This is a genomic window from Streptomyces atriruber (assembly GCF_001418325.1).
In the GTDB taxonomy this organism is placed as follows: domain Bacteria; phylum Actinomycetota; class Actinomycetes; order Streptomycetales; family Streptomycetaceae; genus Streptomyces; species Streptomyces atriruber.
Genome location: NZ_LIPN01000229.1, coordinates 1 through 22,430, shown reverse-complemented (window position 1 = coordinate 22,430; position 22,430 = coordinate 1). Strand labels below are relative to the sequence as shown.

Sequence of the window (22,430 nt, the reverse complement as noted above, 5' to 3'; positions counted from 1 at the left end):
GGGGGGGGCAGGGGATCAGGGGATCAGCACGACCTTGCCCATCGTGGCGCGGGATTCCAGGGCGCGGTGCGCCGCTGCCGCCTCGGCGAGGGGGAAGCGCTGCACGGCCGGTGTGAAGTGGCCCAGCGCCGCGGCGGTGAGCGCGGCAAGCTCCAGGGTGCGGACCGGGTTGGTGCCGCCCGCCTTCCGCATCATCGCCGGGCCGAGGACGTTGAGCTGCGTGATGCCGCGCTCGGCCAGCTCCTCCTCGGTGAACTTCGGCTCCGCCCCGTCGTCGGCCCGCGGCCCCTTGCCGGACCAGCCGAAGACGATGTGGGTGCCGCCGGGGCCGAGCAGGTCCACCGCGGCCAGCCCCGCCGCGCCGCCCACGCCGTCGAAGACGACGGTGGCCGCGCGGCCGTCGAGCTGCTGCGCGAGGTACGTGCGGACCTCCTCGGGCCACTTCGGGTCGGTGTAGTCCACGGCCAGGTCGGCGCCGTTCGCGCGGACGCGGGCCGTCTTCTCCGGGCCGCCCGCCAGACCGATCACGGTGGCGCCGCGGTGCTTGGCGTACTTCGTGAGGAGCGTGCCGATGCCGCCCGCGGCGGCGGGCACGACGGCCACGGAGTCGGACGTCAACTTGGCGAACTGCAGGATCCCCATCGCCGTGCGCCCCGTGCCGATCAGGGCGACCGCCTCCGCGGAGTCCAGGTCCGCGGGCACCTCGTGCAGGCGGGACGCCTCGGTGACGACGCGCTCGGCGTAGCCGCCGGGGGCGAAGCCGATGTGGGCGACCACGCGCTTGCCCAGCCAGTGCCCGGGGACGCCCTCGCCGAGCTCGTCGACGATGCCCGCGACCTCCCGGCCGGGGACGGTGGGCAGCTCGGGGAGCTCGGGCAGCGGGCCCTGTATGCCCTCGCGGATCGAGGTGTCCAGGAGGTGCACGCCCGCCGCCGACACGGTGATGCGGACCTGGCCCCTCGCCGGTTCGGGGGCCGCCGTCTCCTCCAGGACGAGGTTCTCGGCGGGGCCGAAGGCGTGGAGGCGGATGGCGCGCATGGTGTGTGTGCCTCGCGTGACGTGCGTTTCCTGCATGGCCTGCATGAGGGCTCCTTGGTGGTGCGGATGTGCCCCCACCCTTCAACCTCAAGCGGACTTGAGGTCAAGAGTGTTCCTCAGCGGGTCCTGAGGCGGAGCGCCGACTTCGTCAGTGCCAGCGACACCGCCTCCACCGCGCTGTTGAACGACACCTCGGAGAGCAGCCCCGGGGCCGCCACCTGGTCGCCCACCAGATAGACGCCGTCGCCGCGGTCGATCGCGGGGCGGTCCCGCCAGGTCGTGCCGGGTCGGTCCAGCGCGCCCGTGCGGCCGCTCGCGACCGAGGCGCGGTGCCACGTCAGGCGGTCGCGCCAGCCCGGGTACCCCAGGTCGAGGAGGCGCTCGGCGCGGGCCACGCCGTCGGCCTTGGTCTCGTCGGGGGAGAGCGGGATCTGTGCCTGCACGAGCTGCTCGCCCGCGGGGGCGAGCGTGCGGTCCTGGGCGGTGAAGCGCTCGACCCAGCCCGTCCTGTCCAGGTCGGAGACGACGAAGAGGTCGCCCCTGCGGGAACGGAACGCCACGTCGACGAGCGTGGTGCGGCCGCTCTCCCAGCGCAGGGACTCGTCGTCGAGGAGCCGACGGGCCGCGTCGAGGGAGGTCGCGACGACGACCGGGCCGTCCTGGGGGAGGTCGGAGAGGGTGTCGACGCGGTCCAGGGTCTCCGTGCGTACGCCCATGTTCCAGGCGAGCGCGGCCATGCGGTCGACGACCGAGCCCCAGCCGCCGCGCGGATAGTGCGCCTGCGGGGGCAGCTTGGTGGTGCGGCGCAGGCGCTCCTGCACGAAGCGGGCGGAGAGCGAGCCGGGGTCGTGGTGGAAGGTGGCGACGGCGACGTAGTGCGCGGCGGCGCGGGCGCCCTCCTCGCCGACCTCCTGCGTGGCCCACGACATGAAGTCGCGTTCCACCGGCGCCTGTTCCGTCCTGCGGCGCAGCAGCTTGAGCATGGCGAGGGGCGGGGTGCGGCGCAGCGTGCCCCGGTGGAGCAGGCGCAGGCGGGCGCCTTCGAGGGGCGGGAGCGGGGCGAGCGGGCCGATCAGGCCGCGCTGCTTGAGCCAGGTCCATTGGGGGCCGCCGCTGTAGAGGGTGTGCGGGCCCTCGTTCGTCTTGTACGTGCCCTCGGAGGTGCGGGCGCGGCCGCCGAGGGTGTGGTGGGCTTCCCGGAGGGTGACGCGGGCGCCGGCCTCGGCGGCGCTGATGGCCGCGGTGAGACCGGCGAGGCCGCCGCCGATGACGGTGACTTTGAGGCTTGGCCTGGTGGTGGGCATGGAGGTGGGCTCCCTCGGGGCGGGTGCTTGGGCCTGTTCGGGCTTCACCTCTTGGACGTACGAGGGTGGTCCGGATGTGACATCGGGGCGGCGGGCGTTGTCAGTGCGGGGGTGCACGATGGGGGGATGGCTCAGCGGACGAAACCGGTGCGGGTGGTCGAGGCGGCGCGGCGGACGGAGGTGCGGTTGCCCCCGCTCCGGCCCTTCGGGGGAGGGGAGTTGCGGCCCGACGGGGATTACGACGGGATGGAGTTCCGGGACCTCGACCTGAGCGGGCAGGACGGCGGCGGCGCCCTGTTCATGGACTCCGCGGTGACGGGGTGCGCGGTCGACGAGACGCGGCTGGTCAGGGCGCGGTTCGTGGACTCCGTGCTGACGGAGCTGCGGGGGGTGGGGACCGACCTCGCCGAGGCGTCGCTGCGGGACGTGGAGGTGGTCGACGCGCGGCTCGGGGGCGTGCAGTTGCACGGGGGCGTGCTGGAGCGGGTCGTGGTGCGCGGCGGGAAGATCGACTGTCTGAACCTGCGGAAGGCGCGGCTGCGGGACGTCGTGTTCGACGGATGCGTGCTGGTGGAGCCGGACTTCGGGCAGGCGTCGCTGGAGCGGGTGGAGTTCCGGGGCTGTGTGGTGCGGGGGGCCGACTTCACGGCGGTGCGGATGAAGGACGTGGATCTGCGGGATGCGGGGGAGCTGGACATCGCGCGGGGGATCGAGCGGCTGGCCGGGGCGGTGATCAGCCCGGCCCAGCTGATGGAACTGGCACCGGCGTTCGCGGCGCAGGTGGGGGTCAGGGTGGCGGCCCCCGGGGCGTAGACCTTGGACCCGGCCCCTTCGGCGGTCAGCTGGTGCGGGGGAAGCGGGACAGCAGGGACCAGATCGCGGGGTTGTCCGCCAGGGTGTCGTGGAGGTCCGTCAGGTCGGCCACCAGGTCGTGCAGGAAGTCCCGCGCCTCGCGGCGGAGCTCCGTGTGGGAGAAGGTCAGCGGCGCCTCGTCCGGGTCCATCCAGTCCGCCTCGATGTCCACCCAGCCGAAGCGGCGGGCGAACAGCATGCGGTCCGTGGACTCCGTGAAGTCGAGCTCCGCGTACTGGGGGCGGGCGGCCCGGCTGCCCATCGGGTCCTTGTCGAGCGTCTCCACGATGTCGCACAGCGCCCACGCGAAGTCCAGGACGGGAACCCATCCCCAGGCTGTGGACAGTTCCCGGTCCGCCTTGGTGTCCGCCAGATACACGTCCCCGCAGAACAGGTCGTGACGCAGGCTGTGGACGTCCGCACGGCCGTAGTCCAGCTGGGCGGGGTCAGGGAAGCGGCGGGAGAGCGCGTAGCCGATGTCGAGCACGGGGTCGATGGTGTCATGGTCCGGGCGTGCGGGCTGTCGCCAGGCCTCTGACCTGCAGAAACGGTGCCGCTCACGCGTTCGAGTGAACGGTTTCCGGTTTCGTCGGAGCGATGAGGCCTAGGCTGACACTGTCGCGTTGAGCGAAGGAGGTTCCGTCATGGCAGCACTGCCACTTCCGGAGTACGAGCCCTGCCAGGAGTTCGACCCCCGGTCTCTGGTGAGTCTGGTTCAGGACCGGATGCCCGCCATGCCGGTGGAGGAAGCCTTCGTCTGGTTCAACGCGGTTGCCCCCAAGGGGTGGCGCGTGGAGTTGATCGAAGGGGAGATCCACGTGACGCCTCCGGCCAATGGGGAACACGAAGAGATCGTGTCGGAAATCACCGGGCAGGTGCGGGACCACCGGAAGGATCTGGGGCGCTACACGGGGATCGGGCTGTACGTGCCGGGTGCTTCGGTGAGCGGTCAGGTCGAGCCGGACCTGGTGCTGGCTCCCAAGGGCAGTTTCGACAACGAGGAGAAGTACCACGACCCCGCTCCCGTCCTCCTCGTGGCCGAGGTCACCTCCAGATCCACCGGCGACAACGACCGCCACAAGAAGATCCTCGGCTACGCCCGCGCCGGTATCCCCGTCTACCTGCTCATCGACCGCCAGGCGGGGAACGCCGTGCTGTACACGGACCCCGCGGGCGAGGAGTACGAGCACCAGGAGATCTTCAAGCTCTCCAAGGTCGTCCCCCTCCCGGAGCCCCTCGGCTTCGAGCTCGACACCGGCGAGTTCTGAGCCTTCTGAGCCGCGGTACGGGGCCTCACGGCAGCAGGCGTTGTTCCTTCGCCACCGACACCGCGCCCGCCCGCGTGTCCACGCCGAGCTTGTCGTAGATGCGGCCCAGGTGGGTTTTCACCGTGGCCTCGCTGATGAACAGGGCGCGGGCGATGTCGCGGTTGCCGAGGCCCTGGGAGAGCTGGCCGAGGATGTCGCGTTCGCGGTCGGTGAGGGTGGGGTGCGGGGCGCGCATGCGGGCCATGACGCGGGAGGCGACCGGGGGCGAGAGCGCGGTGCGGCCCTGGGAGGCGGCCTGGATCGCCGAGAAGAGTTCCTCGGGGCGCTCCGCCTTGAGGAGGTAGCCCGTCGCGCCCGCCTCGATGGCGCGGGTGATGTCCGCGTCCGTGTCGTACGTGGTGAGGACCAGGACGTGCGGGGCGGGGGCCGCGGCCGACGTGATGCGGCGGGTGGCCTCCACGCCGTCGATGCCCTCGCCCAGCTGCAGGTCCATCAGGACGACGTCCGGTGCCAGCTTCGCGGCGAGGGCGACCGCCTCCTCGCCGGTGCCCGCCTCGCCGACCACCTCGATGTCGGGTGCGCTGCCGAGCAGGGCGAGGAGTCCGGCGCGCACGACGACGTGGTCGTCGCAGACCAGCAGGCGAACGGGTGCGGTGTCGGTCACTGTGCCTCCAGCGGGATCGATACGGAAAGGACCGCGCCTTCGCCGGGCGCCGACTCGATGGTCAGTGTGCCGCCGAGCTGGTGGGCCCGGGCGCGGATCGCGGGCAGGCCGTGTCCTCGTACGCCCGCGGTCGTGCCGGTGGCGGGCGGCGGGGTGAAGCCGCGGCCGTCGTCCGCGATGTCCAGGACCACCTGGTCGTCGAGGAGGGTGAGGGTCAGCGCCGCCGTGGTGGCGTCCGCGTGTTCGCGTACGTTCGCCAGCGCGCCCTGCGCGATCCGCAGGAGCGCCGAGCTGACCCGGTCGGGCAGCGGCACCGGGCCGCCCTCCGCGTGGAACCGGACGGTGAGCCCCGCGCCGGACTCCCGGTCCGCGAGGCCCCGCAGCGCCTCGGCGAGGCCGCCGCCGTCGGCGAGGTCGGCGGGCGCCAGGTCGTGCACGAAACGGCGGGCCTCGGCGAGGCCGAGTTCGGTGATCGACTCGGCGGTGCGGACGTGGGTGCGGGCCTTGGCCGGGTCGGTGTCCCAGACCCGGTCGGCGGCCTGGAGCAGCATCTGCTGGCTGGACAGGCCCTGCGCGAGGGTGTCGTGAATCTCCATCGAGAGGCGCTGTCGTTCGGCGAGGGTGCCTTCGCGGCGCTCGGTGGCGGCCAGTTCGCGGCGGGTGCGGATGAGGTCGTCGATCAGCTCGCGCTGGCGGGCGGCCTGGCGCTGCATGTACAGGAACACGGCGGCGGCGACGGCGGCCCAGGCGGGCGGCGCGAACAGCAGTATCGGGTCGAAGCCGCCCGCGAGCTTCAGCTGTGCGACGACCACGAAGGCGGTCAGGACGGCCACCAGGAACAGGGCGGCGCGCGGCGGCAGCGTACGGAGCCCGGTGTAGAAGAGCGGCACCGCGCACCACGCGAAGCTCGGCGCGAGTATGACGATGACGACCCAGACGGCCACGACGAGGCTCAGCCAGATCAGGCGGCGCGGCGCGGTGGGGCGGGCGCCGACGGTCGGGCCGAGTACGTAGAGCAGCGCGAGGGAGACCGAGAGCGCGATGATCCACGGGGTGCGGGGTTCGCCGGGGTGCCGGATCAGGAAGCGGGCCAGTGACGACCCCAGGAGCAGGAAGAACGCGGTGTGCATGACGGCCGCGAGCCAGCGGGCGTCCGGGTCGGCCGTGCTCCGTTCCACCGGGGCACCTCCTTCTCGTGCTCGTACGACGTCTCGGACGAGCACTCGTACGCCGTCACGCGGTCGCTGAACTGGGCAAACACCCTCATTGTGGCCCGCCGTGACCACAAAGGGGTCAACCGATCGGTTGACCCTGGTGTCGGCCGAGTCGCGCGCGGCTCCCAGCCGGTACGTCGAGGGGTGGGGCACGGATGCGACCCCAGGATTGATGGCAGAGGGAAACAAGCTCCCCTCGATCCCCACCTCCACCCTCGGTCCCAGGAGTTCCCCATGCAGAAGCTGTCCCGCCGCACCCGCGTCCTCACTGTCGCCGCCACCGCCGCCGTCCTCGGCGCGGGCACCTTCGGCGCCGTCTCCGCCACCGCCGGCACCCCCGACGCCGCGTCCAAGGCCGCCGTCGCCGCCGACGCGGGCAACAAGAACCTCACGCAGTCGACGCACCTGACCGTCGCCGCCGCCACCAAGGCCGCGCAGGCCACCCTCGACGCCGCGAAGAAGGAGAACCAGCGCGTCTCCGTCGCCGTCGTCGACCGCAACGGCAACACCATCGTCGAGCTGCGCGGCGACGGCGCGGGCCCGCAGTCGCCCGAGTCGGCCGTGAAGAAGGCGTACACCGCCGTCTCCTGGAACGCGCCCACCTCCGAGCTGACCAAGCGCCTGGAGCAGGACCCGACCCTGAAGGACATCCCCGGCACCCTGTTCCTCGCCGGTGGCGCCCCGGTCACCGCCAAGGGCGCGCCCGTCGCGGGCATCGGTGTCGCGGGCGCCCCGAGCGGCGACCTGGACGAGAAGTTCGCGAAGGCGGGCGTGGCGGCGCTCAACCGCTGAGCCGCATGCTGCTGAGGCTGTTCCCGGCCCCCGCGCCCGTCCGCGCGGGGGCCCGCACGACGAGGAGATCCGCCATGAACACCACCGCTGCCGACCGGCGGCTGCTCGACGCCGCCCGGTCCGGGAACGCCGCCGAAGCGACCGCCGCCCTCGACGCGGGCGCCCGCGTCGAGGCACGGGACACCGAGCTGCGCAGCCCACTGCTGCTCGCCGCCATCGGCGACCACGTCGAGGCCGCCCGGGTGCTCGTCGCGGCCGGTGCCGACGTCGACGCGCAGGACCACCGTTCCGACAGCCCGTGGCTGGTCACCGGCGTGACGGGCAGCGTCGCCATGCTGCATGTGCTGCTGCCCGCGGGCCCCGACCTGAAGCTGCGCAACCGCTTCGGCGGGATCTCCGTGATCCCCGCCGCGGAGCGCGGCCACGTCGCGTACGTACGGGAAGTGCTGCGCGTCACCGACATCGACGTCGACCACGTCAACGACCTGGGCTGGACCGCCCTCCTGGAGGCCGTGATCCTCGGTGACGGCGGTCGCGCGCACCAGGAGATCGTCGAGCTGCTCCTCGCCGCGGGCGCCACCCGGGACCTCGCCGACCGGGACGGCGTGACCCCGCTGGAGCACGCGGAGCGGCGCGGCTTCGACCGCATCGCGCAGCTGCTGCGGAGCGCGTCGTGAAGGCGCCCCGGCGGGCTCTCGCCGCCGGGACGGCCGTGCTGGCCGCCGCCGTCCTCGCGGGCTGCGGAACGGGCGACGACGGCCCCGCCGCGGCCGACCCCGGGCCCGCCCGCGCCAGCGCCACCCTCCCCGCCGCGACGAAGACCCCCGAAGGCACCCTCCTGGTGGCCGACTTCGGCTCCGACACGGTGACCTTCGTGGACCCGGAGAAGGGGCCCATCGACTCGGTGCAGGTCGGGAAGGCGCCCTACGGGCTGGCGGTCGGCGAGGACGGCCGCGCCTGGGTCGCCACGGCCGAGGGCGTGGCCGTCGTCGACACCGCCGCCCGCAAGCGCGTCGACCGCATCCCGTACGAGACGGAGACCGGCCCCGTCACGACGGGCGAGTACCGCGGCGGCGGCATGGGCATCGCCCTCGCGCCCGACGGCGAGCACGTCTACGTGGGCGTCAACGTGCCCGACGGGAACGGGGTCCTGGAGGTCATCGACGCGGGCGAGCGCGAGGTCACCGACACCGTGCCCGTCGGGCGGCGGCCCTTCGACGTCGACGTGTCCAAGGACGGCCGCGAGGTCTACGCCACCGACCACGACTCCTTCGACGTGACCGTCGTGCGCGCCGACTCGCTGAAGCCGCGCCGCATCGAAGTCGCCCCCTACGGCACGGAGGGCGGCCTCGGCTCCTGGCTGAAGCCGCACTACACGGCCGTGCGCCCCGCCGACGGCAAGCTGCTGCTGCCCTTCGAGGGCGAGAAGCTCGTCGTGCTCGATCCACGCACCGGCGAGTACGACGTCGAGAAGATGACCGCCAACACCCACCAGCACGGTGCGACGGTCACCGACGACGGCACGCTGTACGCGGTCGGCACCGGGCCCATCGACCCGGACGCCGACAAGGGGCCCTCCCTGACCGTGCGGACGAAGGACGGCGAGGAGCGGGTGATCCCGCTGGACGGGCCGCACGAGGACGTCGCCGTGTCCGAGGACGGCCGCACCGCGTACGTCACAGGAGGCTTCACGCGCGACGGCTACTGGAACGGCATCTCGGTGGTCGACACCGAGGACGGGTCCGTGCGCCGACTCCCGGCGGGCGAGAGGCCGTTGGGTATCGCGGTGCTCTGAGCGGTGCTCTGATCGGTGCGTTGAGCGGTGCTCCGAGGGGCCCAATACCGTCCTGCCCCGAACATTTGCCGCATAAGATCACCGCGTGGAACTGCGATCCCCGGCCGCCCGAGCCGCCACCGTCACCTGCGCCCTCGCCCTGCTCGCCACCGTCAGCGCCTGCAGCGGCGCGGGCGTCGACGGCACCCCCGGCGCGGACGGCGTGCGCGACCCGTACTTCCCCAAGCAGGGCAACGGCGGCTACGACGTGGCGCACTACGGCCTGACCCTCGGCTACGACCCCGACTCCAGGCACCTCACCGGGACCGCGGAGATCACCGCCCGCGCCACCAAGAACCTCAGCTCCTTCAACCTCGACCTCAAGGGCCTGGACGTCTCCGCCATCACCGTCGAGGGCAAGGCCGCCCGCTTCCAGCGCGCGGGCCAGGAGCTGCGGGTCCGCCCGGCCGACGACCTCGACCGCGGCGAGACGTTCCGCGCGACCGTCCGCTACTCCGGCACCCCGGAGACCATCACGGACGAGGACGGCTCCAAGGAGGGCTGGCTCAAGACGGAGGACGGCGCGGTCGCGCTCGGCGAGCCGAACGGCTCGATGAGCTGGTTCCCCGGCAACCACCACCCGAGCGACAAGGCCTCGTACGACATACAGGTCACCGTCCCCAAGGGCCTCAAGGCCGTCTCCAACGGCGAGTTGACCCGCGAGTCGACCAAGAACGGCCGCACCACCTTCGCCTGGCACAGCGCCGAACCGATGGCGAGCTATCTGGCGACCGTGGCCGTCGGCGACTACGAGATGCGGACCTCCACGACCAAGTCGGGGCTGCCCGTCATCACCGCGGTCGCCCCGGACGAGGCCGAGGCGAGCAAGAAGGTCCTCGCGAAGATCCCGGACATCGTCGAGTGGGAGGAGTACAACTTCGGCCCGTACCCCTTCTCCTCGACCGGCGCGACCGTCCTCCGCGAGGACGAGGCGGAGTACGCCCTGGAGACGCAGACCCGCCCCACCTACCCCGGTGCCCCCGAGACCGGGCTCGTCGTCCACGAGATGGCCCACCAGTGGTTCGGCAACTCCGTCACGCCCAAGACGTGGCGGGACATGTGGCTCAACGAAGGCTTCGCGACGTACGCGGAGTGGCTGTACGAGGAGGACCACGGGGGCGACAGCGCACAGGAGACCTTCGACGCGCTCTACAAGGGCGACTACTTCGAGGACGACGAGGACAACGAGGCCGTCTGGGCCTTCCCGCCCGCCAAGCCGACGAGCGCCGAGCACATCTCCGACTCGCCCGTCTACGAGCGCGGCGGGATGATCGTCCACAAGATCCGGCAGGCCGTGGGCGACGACACGTTCTACGACATCGTGCAGGGCTGGACGAAGACGTACCGGCACAAGAACGCCGACACCGAGGACTTCACGGAGTACGTCGAGGAGCACGCGGGCAGCGAAGGGGCGCGCAAGAAGGTCGCCGCGATCTGGGGCGACTGGCTGTACGGGGAAGGCAAGCCGGACAAGCCGTAGCGCGGCTAGGCGAGCGGTTTGCGCAGCACCGCGCAGGGGCGGTGCAGGGCGCGGTCCTCGCGGTGCCCGATGACGAGGTAGCCGAGCGCCGTCCAGAAACGCAGCGCCTTCGGGTTGTTCTCCAGGACGGCGAGGCGCACGGCGTCGTGCCCCGCCGCCCGGAACCGCTCCTCGACGAGTGACGTCAACTCCCGCCCCACGCCCGTGCGGTGCAGGCCCGCGTCGACCATGAGCAGCCCGATCCAGGGGTCGGGGTCGGTGGGGTCGGGGTGGCGGGCGAGGGTGATCGCGACGCCCGCGAGCCGCCCCCGCGAGCGGGCGAGCAGCACCTCGGCGTCCGGGTGCGCGAGTTCGTCCGCGAGGGCCTTGGCGACCTGCTCGACGCGGATGTCGTCGGGGTCGGGGAAGTCGCCGCTGAGCGCGAAGAACGCACGGTTCGACGCGTACAGCCCGGTCACCTCGGTGAGCAGGTGACCGGGCAGGGCGCCGTCGACGGCGACGAGTGGTTCGAGGATCATGCGGGGCAGGCTAGGCCCTGATCCGCCGGACAGGCCCTAGGGTGTGGGCGCTCCGAGGGTCGCGCGCTGCTTGCGCAGGGTGCGCCATTCGCTGACCGCGCCCCAGGCGGCGCACCCGAACGCCCCCACATAGCAGGCGACCCAGCCGGAGGAGCGCCCCTCCGGGTCGACCAGCCGGTCGACGGTGAGGACCGCGAAGAGCACGGACGAGGCCACGGCGCCGTAGAGCTTCTGGCGCGTGATGCGCAGTTGCCTGCGCGGGCCTTCGGAGAGGCGCAGGGCGTAGATCTCGACGTCCCCGAAGACGTCCTCGGCGCGCCCGTCCCCGGGGGCCGCGGCGAGGTGCTGGCGCACTTCCTGCACATGGGCGCGGGCCTCGGCGGTCTTCATGCCGTGCCGACCGCGCAGCAGGCCCTCCAGGCGGCTCAGCCACCGCTCGTCGTCGGGGCCGCCGTCCGGGCGGGCCGGGGTGAACCAGCGGTCGATCGTGGCGTCCGGGAGCAGGAACGCGGCGACGCACAGCAGGGCGCCGGTCACCATGAGGACCGGGGCGGGCACGCGGAACAGCTGGTCGTCGGGGAGTACTTCGATGAGGGCGATGCCGCTCACCAGGGCGACGGCCGCGCCCGTCAGGAACCACCACATGCCCCGGAAGAGCCCGGCGGCACGGGCGACGAAGGCGACGCACCCCGCCGCGACGCCCAGCGCGATCCCCGTGAAGCCCGCGACCGCGGACCAGGTCGCGTCGACCCACAGGCCGTCCTGGATCCAGGTCAGGCCGAAGAGGGCGAACAGGAGGAACCCGAGCGAACCGAGCGAGGCGGCGATCCGCTCCCCGGGGCGCAGCCCACGCGTGTCGATCCCGGCCCGGTGCCGCTCGCTGACGCGCTCGGCTGCGGCCGCACGGGCGTACGCGGCGGGGTCGCCGAACACGTCGTGGGCGGGCTGCCCGGACTCCTCGACGAGCTGATGGGCCTCGGCGAGGATCTCGTCGGCGAATCCGACGGGCACGTCCTCGTCGAACGCGAGCCGCACCTGGACGGTGTCGGCCCAGTCCTCGTCCTCCTTGCGCGCCCAGCTCAGCTCAGGCGCGGGTGTCTTGCTCATGCTCATCCCCCTGTGCAGGGAGGAGCGAGGCGACGGTCCGGGAGAAGTTCCCCCAGGCGGCTCGGTCACGCCGCAGTCTCGCCCGCCCCTCGTCGGTGATCCGGTAGTACTTCCGCCCGGGGCCGCCGTCACCGGCCCCCCACTCGACCTCGACGGCGCCTTCCTCTTCGAGGCGGGCGAGGGCGGGGTAGAGGGTCGCGGCCTTCACGCCGTCGAGCCCGGCGTCGCCGAGCCGGCTGAGCAGGGCGTACCCATAGCTCTTCGGCTCGCCTTCGAGGATTCCGAGCAGGCAGAGGGGGAGTGCGGCGCGGGTCCAGGCGGTCGGTGCGGCCACGGGCCCCTCCTCTTCGACGATCTCGACGGTTCCGGCAGCTTCGGCGGCTCCGGCAGCTTCGACGGTGCTCTACTCGGCGTCTCTGACTATTACAGTATCCAGAATAGTCGGGCTCCTGTAAATCCCGGGGGCGGGCCGAGCGGCGGGATCAGTGGCGGACCAGGCAGAACGGGTGGCCCGCCGGGTCCGCGTAGACGTGCCAGGAGGTGCCGCCCGTGTGCTCGTCGAGCAGGACCGCGCCCGCCGCGAGGAGCTGCTCCCGGGGGGCGCGCAGGTCGGGTACCTGGAGGTCCAGGTGGAACTGCTGGGGGGACGTCGGGTCCTGCCAGCGGGGCGGGACGTGGTCCAGGGCGCGCTGGAAGGCCAGGACCTGGCCGGTGGGGGTGTGCAGGGTCGTCCAGTCGGCGTCGGTGGACCAGCGGGGGTCCGGCTCGTTCACGGTGCCGCCCAGGACGGTGCGGTAGAACTCCGCAAGGGCCGTGGGGTCGGGGCAGTCCAGGACCACGCATTGCAGTTCGGCGATCATGGCGGAGAGCGTAGGGGGCGCAAGAGGCGGGTGCGGGGACGCCGAAGGGCCCCGGCGGCACTGCCACCGGGGCCCTTCGAACTTCCGGCCGGTCTCGGCCGGTCACGTCATGCGGACGCTCGCTCAGACGTTCACGCCGAAGTCCTGGGCGATGCCGACCAGGCCCGAGGCATAGCCCTGGCCGACCGCGCGGAACTTCCACTCCGCGCCGTTGCGGTACAGCTCGCCGAAGACCATGGCGGTTTCGGTGGCGGCGTCCTCGGAGAGGTCGTAACGCGCGATCTCCGTGCCACCGGCCTGGTTGATGATGCGGATGAAGGCGTTCCGCACCTGGCCGAAGTTCTGCGAGCGGTTCTCGGCGTCGTAGATCGAGACCGGGAAGACGATCTTCTCGATGTCGGCCGGGAGGCCCGCGAGGTTCACGTTGATCTGCTCGTCGTCGCCCTCGCCCTGGCCCGTGACGTTGTCACCGGTGTGGACGATGGTCTGGTCCGGCGTCGCCTTGTTGTTGAAGAAGACGAAGTGGCCGTCCGAATAGACCTTGCCCTCGGTGTTCACCGCGATCGCGGAGGCATCCAGGTCGAAGTCGGTGCCAGTGGTGGTGCGGACGTCCCAGCCGAGGCCCACGGTGACGGCGGTCAGGCCCGGAGCCTCCTTGGTGAGCGAGACGTTGCCACCCTTGGACAGGCTTACTGCCATTGTTGGGAGTCCCTTCCCTCGTTGCATACGTACGGGCTTCGTACTGGGGACGAAGCTACCGTCACCCCTAACAACGCGGAGCGGGGTCCCCAGGGTTCCACATCGCTTTACTTTCTTTACCCGCGGGAAAAGAGCGTGACGTGAGCCCGACAGACGCGGGACCATGGGGGCATGTCCGGTCCCCATGTCATCCGCGGCTCCGTCTCCCTGCCCGAGGCCGAGCTCATGTGGCGTTTCTCGCGGTCGTCAGGGCCGGGCGGGCAGCACGTGAACACCACGGACTCCCAGGTCGAGCTGCGGTTCGACCTCGCGGCCACCGACGCGCTCCCCGAGGTGTGGAAGCAGCGGGCCCTGGAGCGCCTCGCGCCCCGGCTCGTCGACGGCGTCGTCAGCGTGCGGGCGAGCGAGCACCGCTCCCAGTGGCGGAACAGGGAGATGGCCGCCACCCGGCTCGCGTCCCTGCTCGCCGAGGCCACCGCCCCGCCGCCCCGGCCGCGCCGCGCCACGAAGATCCCGCGCGGCATCAACGAACGCCGCCTGCGCAACAAGAAGCAGCGCGGCGAGACCAAGCGGGGGCGCTCGGGGCAGGGCTGGTCCTGACGCTCCCCGTCAGGGGCGCGGGGAACTGCGCGCCCAGCCCGCGAAAAGCCGCAGACGCGTCTGCCGGGATCCCGGCACATGCGTCTGCGGCTTTTCTCCGGTTGCTCGCGCAGTTCCCCGCGCCCCTGACGGGGCGCTAGCCCAGCTGGCGGTAGCGGCCCCGGAAGTACGTCAGGGGCCCGCCCTCCCCGCTCGGCAGCGACGCCGTCAGTACGCGGCCGATCACCAGCGTGTGGTCGCCCGCCGCCACCGTCTGCTCCGTGCGGCACTCCAGCGTCGACAGCGCGCCGCCCATCAGCGGGGCGCCCGACGCTCCACCCCGTACGTACGGGATGTCCTCGAAGAGCAGCCGGTCGCTGATCCGGCCCTTCATCGCGAAGCGGCCCGCGATGTGGCGCTGGCTCTCCGAGAGCACCGACACCGCCCACAGCGGCTGTTCGGCCAGCAGGTCGTCCATCCGGGAGCCCTCGCGCAGGCTCACCATGACCAGGGGCGGGTCTAGGGAGACCGACAGGAAGGCCGTGGCCGTCATGCCCACGTCCTCGCCCGCCGGGGCGGTCGGGTCGTCCGGGTCCAGGCCGGGCTCGCGCGCCGTCACCAGGACCACACCCGCCGCCAGGCGGGACATCGCCGCGCGGAACTCGTCGTTGCTCACCCCATCAGCATGCCCATCCGATGACGGGAGGCGTGGGGTGGGCGGGGCCGGGAGAGTCTTCAGTACGTGAGCCACGTCGTCGAAGCTAGCCGGTGCGTGCCCCCTGAAACATCGGGCTCTGGGCCCAGAGGAGTCCTAGGACCGACGGCGGACGCCGGTCGGCTCGGCCGGGCCGGGTAAAGACTTCCGCGAAGTCGGCAAAGTTGGCACGCAGTGCCGCGTCATGCGGTGGACTAGTCCAAGGGACTGGACCAACGGCGGCTTCTCACCTGTGACTTGAGTCACAGGACCCATATTTTGTTGACCCTGTGTACCGAGTGGGCAGCTCGCTGTGATTCAGTGACGGTGGCAATAAGACACTGAGGGCACAAAGGCGCAAGGTCAAGGAAGACCACCGCCGACAAAGGTCCACACCGAAGAACACTGCGGGCGCTGCGCATCCTGGAGTTGCTGTCGAGGTCTCGGGGAGAACGAGCATGGAGACCGAGTCGGAGCCGTACGTCCGTCTTGCGACCCTGCGGCAGCTGCACCAGGTGGTAGCGGAGCTGAACACGGCCCGGAGCCTGGCGGACACGCTGCAGACCGTCGCCGACGGCGTCGTCAACGGCCTTGGCTACGAGCTGGCCTGCGTCAATCTCGTGCGCCCCGACGGCGACCTCGTCGTCGCCGCCTTCGCCGGCAACCCCTCCGCCGAGGCCCTCATCACCGGACGCGTCGGCTCCCGCGACGCCTGGGAGCGCCGGCTGGCCATGGGCGAGGCCTGGGGAGCCCTGCGCTTCATCTCGTACACCGAGGGCTGGGTCCTCGACGACGACGACGTCCCGCAGTGGTACACCGAAGGCCCCGAGCCCCGCTTCGAGGACGAGTGGCACCCCTCCGACCGCCTCTTCGCCCCCATGTACGCGACGGGCGCGGCAGGCGGCGAACTGCTCGGCGTGATCTCCGTGGACCGGCCGCGCAACGGCCGCAGGCCCGGCGCCTGGGGCCGCGAAGCCCTCCAGATGTACGCCTTCCAGGCCGCCATCGCGATCAGCAACGCCCGCCTGCGGGCCAACATGCAGCGCGCCCTGGTCCGCCTGGAGCGGGAACAGCAGGCACTGAGGGCCAGCGAGGAGAGCTTCCGGCAGGCCTTCGAGTACGCGCCCTCCGGCATGGCCATCGCCGAGATGGGCGGCGACCAGCACGGGCGGATCCTGCGCACCAACGACGCGCTCTGTCGCCTCCTGGGCAGGCCCGCGTCGGCCATGCGGCGCTACTCGTTCTCCGACCTCGTGCACCCCGAGGACATCGGGACACTGCTGCGCACCTCCGCCGAGGGCGGCCGCGCCGAACTGCGGCTCGCGCGGCGCGACGGGACGTACGTATGGGTGTCGCTGCGCAACTCCGTCGTCGCGGACGCCGCCGACGGGCCCCGCTTCCTCCTCACGCACGTCGAGGACATCGAGGACCGCAAGCGCCGCGAGCTGCAGCTCGCCCACCGGGCCAGCCACGACTCCCTCACCGGACTGCCCAACTCCGCCGAGCTCCGCGCCCGCCTCAGCGCGCGCCTCTGTCGCAGGCCGCACGCGGGCCAGCCCAGCGCGGTGGACTCCCTGGACGCCGCCTACGAACACGGCTTCGACTTCGGGCACACCTCCCACCAGCAGGAGGAGGGCTTCGACCACCACGTGCACACCGTCGCCCCCGAGGGCGGGGAGGGCGACGTGGACGACGGCACGAAGGGGCTCGCGGTCCTCTTCTGCGACCTCGACGGCTTCAAGTCGATCAACGACAGGTTCGGCCACCACACCGGCGACGCCGTGCTCATCGAGGTCGCCAGGCGCCTCACCAGCGGGGTGCGGGACGGGGACACGGTGGCGCGGCTCGGCGGCGACGAGTTCGTCGTCCTCGCCGACGGGCTCGGCCGCGCCGACGCGCAGGACCTCGCCGTCCGGCTGCGGAACGCGATCATCCCGCCGATCCGCGTGGACGGAAGGGCAGTGCGCGTAGGGGCCAGTTTCGGCATCGGCTGGGCCCACTGCGGGATGTCCGCCGACGAAGTGTTGCACTCCGCTGACCAGCGGATGTACGTGGAGAAACGGTCACGTGCCAAGCAGCACAGGCGGGCCGGATGACGACCCGGATGAGGCCAACGCCACCCCTTGGCCACACCGGGACCGGGTAGGCTCCCCGCGTCAGCGATGTGAGGGAGTGACCAGGGAATGACGCCCGGCAATAACGGCGAGAACACGCCGAGCGCGCCGCAGGGCGACGACGATCCGTTCGGCTACCTGTACGAGGACGGACAGGCCGCCGGCGCGACCCCGCCCAGTGGTGGGGGCGGCTACGGGTACCCGGGTCCCCGGTCCTCGTACAACCAGGTCAGAGCGGTCGGCGATCGGCGCTCGTACGGGCAGCAGACCTACGGCCAGCAGACGTACGGCCAGCAGGTCCCGCAGCAGACCCAGCAGCAGGCCTACGGCCAGCCCAACGCCCACTACACCGCCCCCGAGGCACAGCCCGGCGGAGCCCCCGTCGCGTCGCCGCAGTACGCGCCCGCGGGCGGCGGCCGCGGCAGGGGCCCCAACACCAAGGGGCTGCTGATCGCCGCCATCGCCGTGGTGGCGGTCGTCGCCATCGGCATCGGCGCCGCGATGCTCTTCGGAGGCGGCGACGACAAGAAGGACGAGGCGGACGCCGGCGGCAAGCCGTCGCAGGCCGAGTCCGTGAAGCCCAGCGAGAAGCCGACGAAGAAGCCCGACAAGAAGGTCGTGCTGCCCGAGACCGACGCGAAGGCCCTGAAGCTGGAGGGCGGCACGACCACGGCGTCCGACGTCAAGGGCGCCAAGGCCGCCGGCGGGGTCTACGTGGCCGGGTTCGACAAGGTCGGCGCCCAGGTGACGTGGACCGTCAACGGCATCCCCAAGGCCGGCTCGTACAAGCTGTGGGTCAACTACGGCGTCCCCGGCAAGGACTCCAACGCCACGATCCTCGTCAACGGCAACAAGCAGACCCGCCCCCTGAACATGGAGAACTTCTCCGGTGCGGAGGAAGGCGACTGGGAGAAGGGCTGGACGCGCACCTGGGCGCTGGTCCAGCTGACCAAGGGCACCAACACGGTCACGCTCTCCTGCGCCCAGAGCGACCTGTGCGGGACGACCGGGGCGAACATCGACCAGATGTGGCTCAAGGAGACCGGCAGCGCCGGAAGCTGAGCCCCCGGCGCCCTCCTGGGGCTGCTTCCTACTTCAGCAGCCCCAGGAACCCCGCCACCGTCCCGGCCATCGCCTCGCGGGCCGGGGCGAGGTACTTCCGGGGGTCGACGCCCCTCTCGTGGGCGTCGAGGTAGGCGCGGACCTCGCCCGTGAACGCGGTGTTGAGTGCCGTGCCCACATTGATCTTCACCATGCCGGACGCGACGGCCTGCCGGATCTCGTCGTCCGGCACGCCGCTCGAACCGTGCAGCACCAGCGGCACCGGCACGGCCGCCGCCAGGGAGCCGATCAGCGTGTGGTCCAGGGCCGCCGTGCGCTCCGTCATGGCGTGCGAGGAGCCCACCGCCACCGCGAGGGCGTCCACGCCCGTCTCCGCGACGTACGCGGCCGCCTCCGCCGGATCCGTGCGTACCCCCGGCGCGTGCGCGTCCAGCGGGGCCTCGCCCTCCTTGCCGCCCACCTTGCCGAGCTCCGCCTCGATCCAGATGCCGCGCTCGTGCCCCCAACGGACGGCGTCCGCCGTCGCCTTCACGTTCTCGCCGTACGACAGCTTCGACGCGTCGAACATCACCGAGCTGAAACCCTCGGGGTGCGCGGCGCGCAGCAGCTCGACGTCCATCACATGGTCCAGGTGGAGCGAGAGACGGGCCGAGGACGCGCGGGCCACCGCCGACGTCGCCGCCGCGATCGCGGCGAGGCGGCCGCCGTGGAACTTCACCGCGTTCTCGGATATCTGCAGGATGGCGGGGGCCCCGGCCCGCTCCGCGCCCAGCGCGACCGCCTCCGCGTGCTCCAGGGTGATGACGTTGAACGCGGCGACGCCGTGACCCGCGGCGCGGGCCTCCGAGACGAGTTCCCCGGTGCTGACCAGTGGCACGATGCTCCCCAAATCCCAGGGCGCTGCGCCCCGTTGTGCGGTGCGGATACGTCTTGCTCTGCGGGTGGGCGTGTTGCTCTACGGGTGGGCGTGGCTCACGCCGCGGGGACCTGTCCGGTCACCGCGACCCTTGCCAGCAGTTCTTCGTACGTCGAGGGGTCGAACTCACCCGCCACCGGCGCCACCACCGTCGCCGCCGACAGGGCCACGGCGCGGGCCAGGCGGTCCGGCCACGGAAGGCGTTCGGCCAGGCCGGAGAGCAGGCCCGCGACCGCCGAGTCGCCGGCGCCGGTCGGATTGCCGCGCACCCGCTTCGGGGGGCGGGCGCGCCAGCCGCCGTCCGCGGTCACCGCGAGGAGGCCGTCGGCGCCGAGCGAGGCGACCACGGCGTGGGCGCCCCTGCGGCGGGCGTCGCGGGTGGCCTGCGCGGGCTCGTGGGAGCCGGTGAGCTCGGCGAGCTCGTCCGCGTTGGGCTTGACGATGTCGGGGCGGGCGGCGACGCCGCGGCGCAGCGGCTCCCCGCTCGTGTCGAGCAGGACGGGGACGCGGGCGGCCCGCGCGGCCCGTACGAGCCGGGCGTACGCACCGACGGGGACGCCCGGGGGCAGGCTGCCGCACAGGGCGACCGCGGCCAGGCCCTCGCGGTGCACCAACTCCTCGTAGGCGCCCAGGAAGGCGGCCCACTCGGCGGGGGTGACGGCCGGGCCCGGTTCGTTGAGCTGGGTGGTGTCCCCGGTCGCCGCGTCGACCACGGCGAGGGTGCGGCGGGTGGCGCCCGCGACCGGGGCGAGGGCGTCCGTGATGCGCGGTTCGGGGGCGAGGCGGTCGCGCAGGGTGCGGCCGGTGTCGCCGCCCGCGAAGCCGGTGACGGTCACGTCGTGGCCGAGGGCGGCGAGCACGCGGGCGACGTTCAGGCCCTTGCCGCCGGGGCGTTCGGTCACTTCGGTGACGCGGTGCGAGGCGTGCGGGGTGAGGGCGGGGACACGGTAGGTGATGTCGAGGGCGGCGTTCAACGTGACGGTGAGGATCACCCGTACCACCCCCGAAGTACCTGTCCGTGCGGCCTCTTTCAGGGTTCTGATCATGCCAAACAGAAGGCGGTTGGCCCAGAGGTGAGGGCCAACCGCCTTGTGTTCAGGAGGGGTTATCAGAAGGGGCTAAAAGGGCTCAACCACCCATTCGCCCTTGCGCATGACGCCCTTGACGTCGAAGGCCGCGTCCAGGACCACCAGGTCCGCGTCCTTGCCCGGCTCCAGGGAGCCCACCGTGTCGTACTGGCCGAGGAGCTTCGCCGGGTTGGCGGAGATGGCGCGGACGGTGTCCTCGACGGACAGCCCGTCCACGGTCACCGAGCGCTTGAACGCGCGGTCCAGGGTGAGCGTGGAGCCCGCGATCGAGCCGCCCTCGACGAGCCGCGCCACGCTGTCCTTCACCTCCACCTCCAGCGGGCCGAGCATGTAGCGGCCGTCGCCGAAGCCCGCCGCGTCCATCGCGTCGGTGATCAGCGCGACGCGGGACGCGCCCGCGTGGTGGAAGGCCAGCTCGAAGGAGGCCGGGTGGAGGTGGGTGCCGTCGTTGATCAGCTCGACGGTGATCCGCTCGTCCTCCAGGAGCGCGGCGATCGGTCCCGGGACGCGGTGGCCGAGGCCCGGCATGGCGTTGAAGAGGTGCGTCGCGACGGTGGCGCCCGCGTCGATCGCCTCGACGGTCTGCTCGTACGTCGCGTCCGTGTGGCCGATGGCCGCGATCACGCCGTGCTCGGCGAGGAGGCGCACGGAGTCGATGCCGCCCGGGAGCTCGGTGGCGAGCGTGACCATCTTGGCGTGGCCCCGGGCCGCGTCGAGGAGCTTGCGGACGTCGGCCGGATCGGGGTCGCGGAGCAGCGTCTCGTCGTGGGCGCCCTTGCGGCACGGGGAGATGAACGGGCCCTCGAAGTGGATGCCCGCGATCTCGCCCTGCTCGGCCAGCTCGGAGAGGAGCCCCGCGCGCTGCGTGAGGAAGTCCATCTCGCCGGTCACGAAGGAGGCGACGACGGTGGTCGTGCCGTGCAGGCGGTGGGTGTGGATGCCCTTCAGCACGTCCTCGACGGTGCCGGAGGTGAAGGAGGCGCCGCCGCCGCCGTGGTTGTGGATGTCGACGAAGCCGGGGACCACCCAGTGGCCGGTGAGGTCGAGAGTCTCGGCATCAACGGGAGCGCTCCCGCCCACCTGAGTGCCCTCCACGATGACGCGGCCGTTCGTGAGGGTTCCGGTGGGCAGTACCACCTGTGCACCGGCGAGAACCTTGCTAGTGGCCATCAGGTGGATACCTCCGTGGGGTCCGTGTCGGTGGGGGTGGCGGGTGCGGTGTCCGTCGGGGCGGTGGCGGTCTCTCGGTCTACGAGGTCCCAGGCGAGCAGGCCCGCGCCCAGGCACCCGGCGGTGTCGCCGAGGGCCGCGGGGACGATCTCCGGCAGCGTCTGGAACTGGACGATGCGTGCCGCGACGGCGGCTCGCAGCGGCGTGAACAACGTTTCCCCGGCCTCGGCCAGACCGCCACCGATGATCAGGGTGTGCGGGTCCAGCAGAGTGAGGGCGGTGAGCAGTCCGTCGGCCAGGGCGTCGACGGCGTTCCGCCAGACCTCCTCGGCCCGCGGGTCGCCGGACTCCACGGCCTTCGCGCAGTCCGCGGCGTCCGCCTCCGGGTCGCCGCTCGCCTCGGCCCACGCCTTGCTGACCGCGGACGCGGAGGCGAGGCGCTCCAGGCAGCCGCGCTGGCCGCAGCCGCAGGGCGGGCCGTCCGGGCGCACGACGATGTGGCCGATCTCGCCGGCCGAGCCGTGGGCGCCGGGTTCGATGGCGCCGCCGATGCCGATGGCGCCGGCGATGCCGGTGCCGAGGGGGACGAAGAGGAACCGGTCGGCGCCCTTGCCCGCGCCGATGCGGCCCTCGGCGAGGCCGCCCGTGCGGACGTCGTGGCCGAGGGCCACGGGGACGCCTTCCAGGCGGGCGCTGAGGAGGTCCCGCAGGGGGACGTCGCTCCAGCCGAGGTTGGCCGCGTACACGGCGATGCCGCGCTCGGCGTCGACGATGCCGGGGACGGCTACTCCCGCCGCGGCGGCGGGCTCGCCGAAGTGGGCGGTGCCGTGGGCGCGGAGGGCCGCGGCGAAGTCGAGGATGCTCTCGACGACCGCGGCGGCGCCGCGGTCGCGGCCCGTGGGGCGGCGTGCCTCGTGCAGCAGGGTGCCGTCCGCCCCTACGAGGGCGGCCTTCATTCCGGTGCCGCCCACATCGAGGGCGATGACGTGTCTCACGGGGGACAGTCTCGCGCGTCACCCCGTGAGAGGTCTAGTCCACTTCGGGTACCCGTGTCGGGTCCAAGGTCCTTTTCGGGGGACCTGTCCGTTTGTGGCCCTGCGCGGGGGTGCGCCGAACCAACCCCGCCGCTCCGCGGCGGCCCCGTCCGTTCCCCGGCACCTGCCGCCACCGGGCGACA

At 72.4% G+C, this 22,430-nt stretch carries 24 protein-coding genes; 9 read left to right on the top strand and 15 right to left on the bottom strand.

Annotated elements, in window-relative coordinates:
• Positions 1-15: 15 nt before the first annotated feature.
• The gene (locus AOK03_RS23555) at positions 16-1,038 is read right to left on the bottom strand and encodes a zinc-binding dehydrogenase (RefSeq protein ID WP_055567331.1); all 1,023 of its coding nucleotides are present in this window, start codon (positions 1,036-1,038) and stop codon (positions 16-18) included.
• A 116-nt stretch (positions 1,039-1,154) separates the two neighbouring features.
• A complete protein-coding gene (locus AOK03_RS23550) occupies positions 1,155-2,342 on the bottom strand; it encodes an NAD(P)-binding protein (RefSeq protein WP_055567326.1) in 1,188 nt (395 codons plus the stop codon).
• Positions 2,343-2,468: 126 nt separating this feature from the next.
• Between AOK03_RS23550 and AOK03_RS23545 the strand changes: the two genes are divergently transcribed.
• Positions 2,469-3,155, top strand: coding sequence for a pentapeptide repeat-containing protein (locus tag AOK03_RS23545; protein ID WP_079074913.1), 687 nt, complete (start codon positions 2,469-2,471; stop codon positions 3,153-3,155).
• A 25-nt stretch (positions 3,156-3,180) separates the two neighbouring features.
• On the opposite strand, the gene AOK03_RS23540 is transcribed toward AOK03_RS23545, so the two are convergent.
• Complete coding sequence (locus AOK03_RS23540) at positions 3,181-3,681, bottom strand: hypothetical protein (protein ID WP_055567325.1); 501 nt, start codon at positions 3,679-3,681, stop codon at positions 3,181-3,183.
• 238 nt (positions 3,682-3,919) lie between these two features.
• On the opposite strand from AOK03_RS23540, the gene AOK03_RS23535 reads away from it, so the two are divergent.
• Positions 3,920-4,462, top strand: a complete 543-nt coding sequence (locus AOK03_RS23535) for a Uma2 family endonuclease (RefSeq protein WP_055567329.1) — start codon at positions 3,920-3,922, stop codon at positions 4,460-4,462.
• 25 nt (positions 4,463-4,487) lie between these two features.
• Here the strand turns inward: AOK03_RS23535 and AOK03_RS23530 are convergent, their stop codons facing one another.
• The gene (locus AOK03_RS23530) at positions 4,488-5,126 is read right to left on the bottom strand and encodes a response regulator (protein ID WP_055567324.1); all 639 of its coding nucleotides are present in this window, start codon (positions 5,124-5,126) and stop codon (positions 4,488-4,490) included.
• On the bottom strand, positions 5,123-6,256 hold the full coding sequence (locus AOK03_RS23525; RefSeq protein ID WP_079074912.1) for a sensor histidine kinase: 1,134 nt from the start codon (positions 6,254-6,256) through the stop codon (positions 5,123-5,125). Before AOK03_RS23525 ends, AOK03_RS23530 begins: the two co-directional genes overlap by 4 nt.
• Positions 6,257-6,574: 318 nt before the next feature.
• Between AOK03_RS23525 and AOK03_RS23520 the strand changes: the two genes are divergently transcribed.
• From AOK03_RS23520 to AOK03_RS23505, 4 genes are all read left to right on the top strand, one after another.
• Complete coding sequence (locus AOK03_RS23520; RefSeq protein ID WP_055567322.1) at positions 6,575-7,132, top strand: GlcG/HbpS family heme-binding protein; 558 nt, start codon at positions 6,575-6,577, stop codon at positions 7,130-7,132.
• A gap of 74 nt (positions 7,133-7,206) precedes the next feature.
• Positions 7,207-7,809, top strand: a complete 603-nt coding sequence (locus AOK03_RS23515; RefSeq protein ID WP_055567321.1) for an ankyrin repeat domain-containing protein — start codon at positions 7,207-7,209, stop codon at positions 7,807-7,809.
• Positions 7,806-8,927 (top strand): YncE family protein, encoded by a 1,122-nt coding sequence (locus AOK03_RS23510; RefSeq protein WP_055567320.1) that lies wholly within the window; start codon positions 7,806-7,808, stop codon positions 8,925-8,927. Before AOK03_RS23515 ends, AOK03_RS23510 begins: the two co-directional genes overlap by 4 nt.
• Positions 8,928-9,012: 85 nt before the next feature.
• The gene (locus AOK03_RS23505) at positions 9,013-10,446 is read left to right on the top strand and encodes a M1 family metallopeptidase (protein ID WP_425264401.1); all 1,434 of its coding nucleotides are present in this window, start codon (positions 9,013-9,015) and stop codon (positions 10,444-10,446) included.
• Between the two features lie 5 nt (positions 10,447-10,451).
• Here AOK03_RS23505 and AOK03_RS23500 read toward each other — a convergent pair whose 3' ends face one another.
• The 5 genes from AOK03_RS23500 to AOK03_RS23480 form a co-directional block, all read right to left on the bottom strand.
• Positions 10,452-10,964, bottom strand: a complete 513-nt coding sequence (locus AOK03_RS23500; protein WP_055567319.1) for a GNAT family N-acetyltransferase — start codon at positions 10,962-10,964, stop codon at positions 10,452-10,454.
• 36 nt (positions 10,965-11,000) lie between these two features.
• Positions 11,001-12,071 (bottom strand): hypothetical protein, encoded by a 1,071-nt coding sequence (locus AOK03_RS23495; RefSeq protein ID WP_055567318.1) that lies wholly within the window; start codon positions 12,069-12,071, stop codon positions 11,001-11,003.
• Positions 12,049-12,405: a PadR family transcriptional regulator gene (locus AOK03_RS23490; protein WP_063792555.1), complete on the bottom strand. Its 357-nt coding sequence runs from the start codon at positions 12,403-12,405 to the stop codon at positions 12,049-12,051. The genes AOK03_RS23495 and AOK03_RS23490 overlap by 23 nt, the downstream gene beginning before the upstream one ends.
• A gap of 148 nt (positions 12,406-12,553) precedes the next feature.
• Entirely contained in the window at positions 12,554-12,931 is a 378-nt protein-coding gene (locus AOK03_RS23485) for a VOC family protein (RefSeq protein WP_055567316.1), read from the bottom strand.
• A 123-nt stretch (positions 12,932-13,054) separates the two neighbouring features.
• A complete protein-coding gene (locus AOK03_RS23480; RefSeq protein ID WP_055567315.1) occupies positions 13,055-13,630 on the bottom strand; it encodes a TerD family protein in 576 nt (191 codons plus the stop codon).
• A 171-nt stretch (positions 13,631-13,801) separates the two neighbouring features.
• Here AOK03_RS23480 and arfB point away from each other — a divergent pair, with 171 nt between their 5' ends.
• On the top strand, positions 13,802-14,230 hold the full coding sequence (gene arfB, locus AOK03_RS23475; protein ID WP_055567314.1) for an alternative ribosome rescue aminoacyl-tRNA hydrolase ArfB: 429 nt from the start codon (positions 13,802-13,804) through the stop codon (positions 14,228-14,230).
• 136 nt (positions 14,231-14,366) lie between these two features.
• Here the strand turns inward: arfB and AOK03_RS23470 are convergent, their stop codons facing one another.
• Complete coding sequence (locus tag AOK03_RS23470) at positions 14,367-14,858, bottom strand: flavin reductase family protein (RefSeq protein WP_079074911.1); 492 nt, start codon at positions 14,856-14,858, stop codon at positions 14,367-14,369.
• Between the two features lie 503 nt (positions 14,859-15,361).
• Between AOK03_RS23470 and cdgB the strand changes: the two genes are divergently transcribed.
• On the top strand, positions 15,362-16,999 hold the full coding sequence (gene cdgB / locus AOK03_RS23465; protein WP_055567312.1) for a diguanylate cyclase CdgB: 1,638 nt from the start codon (positions 15,362-15,364) through the stop codon (positions 16,997-16,999).
• An 87-nt stretch (positions 17,000-17,086) separates the two neighbouring features.
• Positions 17,087-18,079: a CBM35 domain-containing protein gene (locus AOK03_RS23460; RefSeq protein ID WP_055567311.1), complete on the top strand. Its 993-nt coding sequence runs from the start codon at positions 17,087-17,089 to the stop codon at positions 18,077-18,079.
• Between the two features lie 28 nt (positions 18,080-18,107).
• Here AOK03_RS23460 and AOK03_RS23455 read toward each other — a convergent pair whose 3' ends face one another.
• The 4 genes from AOK03_RS23455 to AOK03_RS23440 form a co-directional block, all read right to left on the bottom strand.
• Positions 18,108-18,956 carry a class II fructose-bisphosphate aldolase gene (locus AOK03_RS23455; RefSeq protein ID WP_055567310.1) on the bottom strand — a complete coding sequence of 283 codons (849 nt, stop codon included), beginning with the start codon at positions 18,954-18,956 and terminating at the stop codon, positions 18,108-18,110.
• 95 nt (positions 18,957-19,051) lie between these two features.
• Positions 19,052-19,987, bottom strand: coding sequence for a 1-phosphofructokinase family hexose kinase (locus AOK03_RS23450; protein WP_055567327.1), 936 nt, complete (start codon positions 19,985-19,987; stop codon positions 19,052-19,054).
• 126 nt (positions 19,988-20,113) lie between these two features.
• Positions 20,114-21,253 carry an N-acetylglucosamine-6-phosphate deacetylase gene (gene nagA, locus AOK03_RS23445; RefSeq protein ID WP_055567309.1) on the bottom strand — a complete coding sequence of 380 codons (1,140 nt, stop codon included), beginning with the start codon at positions 21,251-21,253 and terminating at the stop codon, positions 20,114-20,116.
• Entirely contained in the window at positions 21,253-22,248 is a 996-nt protein-coding gene (locus AOK03_RS23440; RefSeq protein WP_055567308.1) for an ROK family protein, read from the bottom strand. The genes nagA and AOK03_RS23440 overlap by 1 nt, the downstream gene beginning before the upstream one ends.
• Positions 22,249-22,430 lie beyond the last annotated feature (182 nt).